This window comes from uncultured Clostridium sp. (genome assembly GCF_937920395.1).
Lineage (GTDB): Bacteria > Bacillota > Clostridia > Clostridiales > Clostridiaceae > Clostridium_AD.
Genome location: NZ_CALEVF010000056.1, coordinates 1 through 4,320 on the forward strand (window position 1 = coordinate 1; position 4,320 = coordinate 4,320).

Here is a 4,320-nt window from a genome sequence, read left to right on the forward strand (position 1 = left end):
CGTGTTCTAAAATATTAACATGGTATAAATGGGATGGTGCAAGTGGTTTAACTACAGTAGAAAGTGGAGAAGCAAATTAGTGATAGAGAATTGGATACAGTTAATTTAGATAAAGCATATATGAATGAATTATACTCTAAGTTGGAACTTTTAAAAAATATAAAAGATGGATTAAAGGTATGCATAGAAGAGGAAATAAAGTTAGCTGACTTTTGGGGAAGTAATGGAGACAAAAGGAAGTATATTATCACAATAGTTTGAATTAATTAGTGAAGTTAATATGATAAGTTATTCAATTATTTGTATATCAGTTCTAGATGTGTTTGTAAATATACAAAGAGCAATCTACACATTAAAGAGAATATGTAATCCAATATGAGAAGGCAACATTCCTTTTAATATAAATTAAAGGAGTACAGCCTTTTTAGCTTTTTTTATATGGTGAATTGTAAAAGTAACTTCCACCAAAAAAAATTACAATATAAAAATTTGCAATTATGCTTTAATGGTGTATAATAAGAGCATAATTGCAAAAGAGGTTAATAGTATGAATTATCGAGAACAACTAGAAAAATTAATAATTGAAAAAAAAGGCCTGATTATTACTAAAGAGGTTGAAGAGGCAGGTATCCCACGTCATTATCTAACGATTTTTACCAGGGAGAATAAGCTTGAGAGAGTCACACAGGGTGTATATCTTACTCTTGAGGCATTTGAGGATGAGATGTATACACTTCAAGTTAAAAGTAAGAGAATTGTTTTTTCACACGAGACTGCATTGTATTTACACGAATTGACAGACAGGGATCCACTTGAATGGTCAGTTACCATTCCAGCTGGATATAATGGGTCAAATTTAAGAGAAGCAGGAATTAAAGTCTATACCGTTAAAAAGGAACTCCATTTAATAGGTGTAACTGAGTTAAAGACTTTGTATGGAAGGCCTATTAAAGTGTATGACAAGGAAAGGACTATTTGTGATATTGTTCGTAACCGTAATAATATGGATGTTGCAATTTTAAATGAAGGTATTAAGAGATATTTATATAATAAGGATAAAAATATTCCTTTGTTGCTAAGATATTCTAAAAAATTAGGAGTTCAAAATACTATAAGAAGTTATATGGAGATTTTATTATGAGAAACTTAAGACAAATAAAAGACTTAATAAAAAATATGGGTAAAGAAAAGAATATCAATGCTCAAATCCTTTTGAGAAACTATATGTTGGAAAGACTGCTTGAGAGGATATCGCTATCTGAATTTAAAGATAAATTTATACTAAAAGGTGGCATGCTGGTAGCTGCAATAGTTGGTGTAGATATGAGATCAACAATTGATATGGATGCAACTATAAAATCTTATCCAGTTAGCATGGAATCTATTAAAAGCGCCTTTGATGCTATTTTGTCAGTATCAATAAATGATGGAGTAAAGATAGAACTTAAAAAAATAGAAAAGATACGTGATGAAGATGATTACAATGGATTTAGAGTATCACTAGAAGCACTAATGAATGATGCTAGAATTCCATTAAAGGTAGATATTACTACTGGTGATAAAATTACACCAAAGGAAGTTTGTTATACATTTGACTTATTGTTAGAAGATAGGAGTATTAATATTCTTGCATACAATATCGAAACAGTGATAGCAGAAAAACTTGAGACTATTATTGCAAGAGGCATTGCAAATACAAGAATGAGGGATTTTTATGATATTTTTATTCTATTAAAGTTGCAGGGTAACAATATTGATAAAATTTTATTGAGCAAAGCAGTTATTGGAACATCAGAAAAAAGAGGGTCGCTTAGTGTTTTATCTGATGGAGACGTAACTCTTAAAGAAGTTTTCTTAAGTGATATTTCGTATAATCATTGGATTAGGTATCAGAAAAAATATAGTTATGCTGATGATATTTCATGGAATGATGTTAAGGATTCGGTATTAGAGTTATGGAACTCGATAGATGTATAAGGCATAGGTATGGGCAAATTATGTTTGGTATTAAAAATAAATATATGTAACTGAAAAAGCTTATTTAATAGAGTAATCTATGAAGTAGGCTTTCTTTATTTTACTATTTACAATTAAATACAATACTTATATATGATATAATACAAATAAATTCCATTTTAATTTAAAGTGAAGGGATGTGTAAAAAATGGATAAAAGTAAACAAGTTGTTTGGAATATATTATCTGGAATTATGTTTTTGGTGTCATCGATTATGATTTATAAAGGATATGATAAACTTACAAACTATTACTCTAGTGATGCATTATCTTCTTTGAACGTAAATTCTTATGTTGGAGGAGATGCATATAATTATATTATTAATGGAGCTCGATCAACTTCTTTTTTCGTCTTAGCAACAATGTTTGCTATTCTTGGAGTTGGATTCATTATAATTGGATACTTGGATAAAATCAGCAATATAAGACAAAGCGAGGGAATCACTAATTTGTTAGATGGCTTAAACAGAAATAATGACGGATCTAGAAATCAAAATATATTAGATGAGACTTTACCACCACTGTAATGAATTAGGGGGAAATGATAATGGCTGAAAACAGATATACTAATATTAGGTATATAGATCTTAATTATTGGTTTAAAGAATGGCCAGTAGAAATAATTAATGGTTCTTTACTTTATGATGTTGCTTGCGATAATGTTGTTCTTCAGTTAAAAATATGTAATATATCAAATAAAAATATCTCATCAGCATATATTTTAGTTGAATGTTTTGATGATGCTGGTGACCAAATTAATGAAAATGATAATATCGTTAAGTATTCTTATCAAGACCTAGATGTTAAACCAAATAATACTTTTGGTGATAATGTTGCTATACCTCTTATAAATAAAAATGTAAGAAAGGTTAACATACAGGTTGAAAAGGTAGTTTATAAAAATGGAGATATTAAGAAAATAGATAAAGATGATAAGGTTAATAAAATACCTGAAAGAACAAAGATAGATGTTTTAGGGAATGTGTTAATTGGGGAACTAGATATAATTAAATTAGAAGAGAATCCTTACAGTATAGAGTTTATTCCAGAAGTTGTAGAAGAAGTAGGATGGATATGTAGCTGTGGAAGATTAAACAGTATTTCCGCTTTAACATGCTGCAGATGTGGACGAGATAAAGCAGATCTGTTTAAGATTATAAGGAAAGAGTATTTAGAAAAGTCCTATAATGATTATAAAATAGATCAAGAAAAAATGGAGTTAAAAGCAAAACAGGAAAAACAAAGAGAATATGAAGAAAAAGAAAAACAAATTAAGGTTAAAGAAGCTATAAAACAGGAGCAAAAAGTTAAAAAGATACGAATAGCTAAAATCACTTTGGCAGCAATAATATTGTTCTTTATTATGTTTGTATCCATTAAGTATATAAAACCAGCGGTAATAAAAAATAAGCAATATGGAAGTGCAATAAAATTATTAAACAGTGGTCAATATGATGAAGCATTACCAGCATTTGAAAAGCTAAAACATTATAAGAATTCTGATGAAGAAATTAAAGAAACACATTATAGATATGCAGCAAAGTTATTGAAAGCTAATGAATTTGAGAAAGCATTATTGCAGCTACAGCAAATATCTTCATATAAAGATAGTAAAGTACTAATAGAGAAGGCAAGCTATCAAATTGGCATTAAATTAATGAATGTTAAGGATTACTTAGCTAGTATAGCAAAATTTACAAAAGTAACAAAAACAAATTTTGAACTTTATACTAGTGCACAAAAGAATATTGATTTATGTAAAAAACAGTTTATAAAATTAAATGTAACATTAGCTAATAAGGCTATAAGTAGTAAGAACTATGAGGATGCTAATAAGTATAAATGAACTTATAAAAATGGATAGTAACAGTGTTGATGCTTGGGAATTGAAAGACATAATTGCTAACAATATTGCAGGTGATAAAGTAACCGCAGATGCAGCAATAAAGGCGAATGAAGTTCAATATGCAAGCTATTTTAACAAGGCCTTTGATTATACAATTGTCTATCCTACTATTTTTGATAGATTAGCAGATCAACAAACAGGGGCTGCTGGAGTTACGAATGGAGTTATTTTAACAACAAAAGATAAAAAGGCACAGCTACAAATAGCCGCATTTAATAATGATCTTTATCCAGATAAGAGTTCATTTAAAGATACTGAGTCTGAAACAATGGGAGATACTATTTCCTATACTAAGTTAATTTGGGGTAAAGGTTCCATTGTTATGTATACTTTGGTTTACCCTAAAAGATAGTGTTAACTAACTTATGAAAAAATAATAATTGGGAAAATTAGGATATA

Annotated in this window: 6 protein-coding genes; all 6 read left to right on the forward strand. The window is 28.8% G+C overall.

Annotation, left to right across the window (positions count from 1 at the left end; all coding sequences use genetic code 11):
- Nucleotides 1-63 precede the first annotated feature (63 nt).
- The gene (locus tag Q0649_RS06530) at nucleotides 64-261 is read left to right on the forward strand and encodes a hypothetical protein (RefSeq protein ID WP_298839059.1); all 198 of its coding nucleotides are present in this window, start codon (nucleotides 64-66) and stop codon (nucleotides 259-261) included.
- 286 nt (nucleotides 262-547) lie between these two features.
- Nucleotides 548-1,141, forward strand: coding sequence for a type IV toxin-antitoxin system AbiEi family antitoxin domain-containing protein (locus Q0649_RS06535; RefSeq protein WP_298839061.1), 594 nt, complete (start codon nucleotides 548-550; stop codon nucleotides 1,139-1,141).
- A complete protein-coding gene (locus Q0649_RS06540; RefSeq protein WP_298839069.1) occupies nucleotides 1,135-1,977 on the forward strand; it encodes a nucleotidyl transferase AbiEii/AbiGii toxin family protein in 843 nt (280 codons plus the stop codon). Before Q0649_RS06535 ends, Q0649_RS06540 begins: the two co-directional genes overlap by 7 nt.
- Before the next feature lie 187 nt (nucleotides 1,978-2,164).
- Nucleotides 2,165-2,542, forward strand: a complete 378-nt coding sequence (locus Q0649_RS06545) for a hypothetical protein (protein ID WP_298839063.1) — start codon at nucleotides 2,165-2,167, stop codon at nucleotides 2,540-2,542.
- 20 nt (nucleotides 2,543-2,562) lie between these two features.
- On the forward strand, nucleotides 2,563-3,861 hold the full coding sequence (locus Q0649_RS06550; RefSeq protein ID WP_298839065.1) for a tol-pal system YbgF family protein: 1,299 nt from the start codon (nucleotides 2,563-2,565) through the stop codon (nucleotides 3,859-3,861).
- Between the two features lie 10 nt (nucleotides 3,862-3,871).
- On the forward strand, nucleotides 3,872-4,273 hold the full coding sequence (locus Q0649_RS06555; protein WP_298839067.1) for a hypothetical protein: 402 nt from the start codon (nucleotides 3,872-3,874) through the stop codon (nucleotides 4,271-4,273).
- Nucleotides 4,274-4,320: the final 47 nt, after the last annotated feature.

Coding starts and splice junctions, on each gene's coding strand:
- Q0649_RS06535 (WP_298839061.1), top strand. CDS start 548: ATGAATTATCGAGAACAACTAGAAAAATTAATAATTGAAAAAAAAGGC.
- Q0649_RS06545 (WP_298839063.1), top strand. CDS start 2,165: ATGGATAAAAGTAAACAAGTTGTTTGGAATATATTATCTGGAATTATG.
- Q0649_RS06550 (WP_298839065.1), top strand. CDS start 2,563: ATGGCTGAAAACAGATATACTAATATTAGGTATATAGATCTTAATTAT.
- Q0649_RS06555 (WP_298839067.1), top strand. CDS start 3,872: ATGGATAGTAACAGTGTTGATGCTTGGGAATTGAAAGACATAATTGCT.